This is a genomic window from Kineococcus indalonis (assembly GCF_009906395.1).
In the GTDB taxonomy this organism is placed as follows: Bacteria; Actinomycetota; Actinomycetes; order Actinomycetales; family Kineococcaceae; genus Kineococcus; species Kineococcus indalonis.
The window spans coordinates 1-674 of record NZ_JAAALM010000953.1; the positions used below are offsets into that span (position 1 = coordinate 1).

Genomic DNA, 674 nt, shown 5'->3' on the forward strand with positions numbered 1-674 from the left:
CGGGGGTCCATCGTGCCAAGCGCCGCGCGGACCCACCCGGCGAGGGTCACCCGGACGCCCGCCGGGGCCCTCCGGGGTCCCCCGCGCGCTCGCGCGGCCGGGGCGCGAGGGGTGCTCGCGGCCCGGGCGCGCGGGTGGGGCGAGGACGCGCGGTCACAGCCCGCGCAGGAAGTCCTCGTCGTCGTCCGGCCCCTTGGGCCCGCGCCGCTGGCCCGGGGGGGTGCGGCGCCGCCCGGCCCCGGCGAGGGGCCGTCCCGCGACCACGTAGGCCAGGCCGCCCGCGAGGGGGAAGAACAGCACCAGGAGCAGCCAGCCCCACTTCGGCAGGCTGCGCACCTCGCCGTCGCCGGCCTGCACGATGCTCACCACGCAGTAGACGGTGAGCGCCAGCGTCAGGAGCAACGGCAGCACGGTGCGCACCGCTCCCACCTCCTCCTCGGGCCCCGTCACTGGAGCTCCGCACGTAGGGCTTCCCCGTCAGGACGAACGGGCGCCGCCGGCGGTTCCCCCGCCGTCCGCCGGGCGTCCACCGGCGCGCAGGGCCGCGGCGCGCAGGGCCGCCCGGTCCGGCTTGCCGGGGCCGCGCAGGGGCAGGGCGTCGAGCAGGAGCAGCTGGCGGGGGGCGGCGTGGGCGGCGACGCGCTCGCGGACGACGGCGCGCAGGTCCTCCAGCG

Annotated in this window: 1 protein-coding gene and 1 pseudogene; both read right to left on the reverse strand. The window is 80.4% G+C overall.

What is annotated here, in order from left to right; genetic code table 11:
• Nucleotides 1–153: 153 nt before the first annotated feature.
• Nucleotides 154–450 carry a PLD nuclease N-terminal domain-containing protein gene (locus GTR00_RS22145; RefSeq protein WP_323132676.1) on the reverse strand — a complete coding sequence of 99 codons (297 nt, stop codon included), beginning with the start codon at nucleotides 448–450 and terminating at the stop codon, nucleotides 154–156.
• Nucleotides 451–477: 27 nt separating this feature from the next.
• A pseudogene (locus GTR00_RS22150) lies at nucleotides 478–674 on the reverse strand (hypothetical protein); the annotation flags it as partial.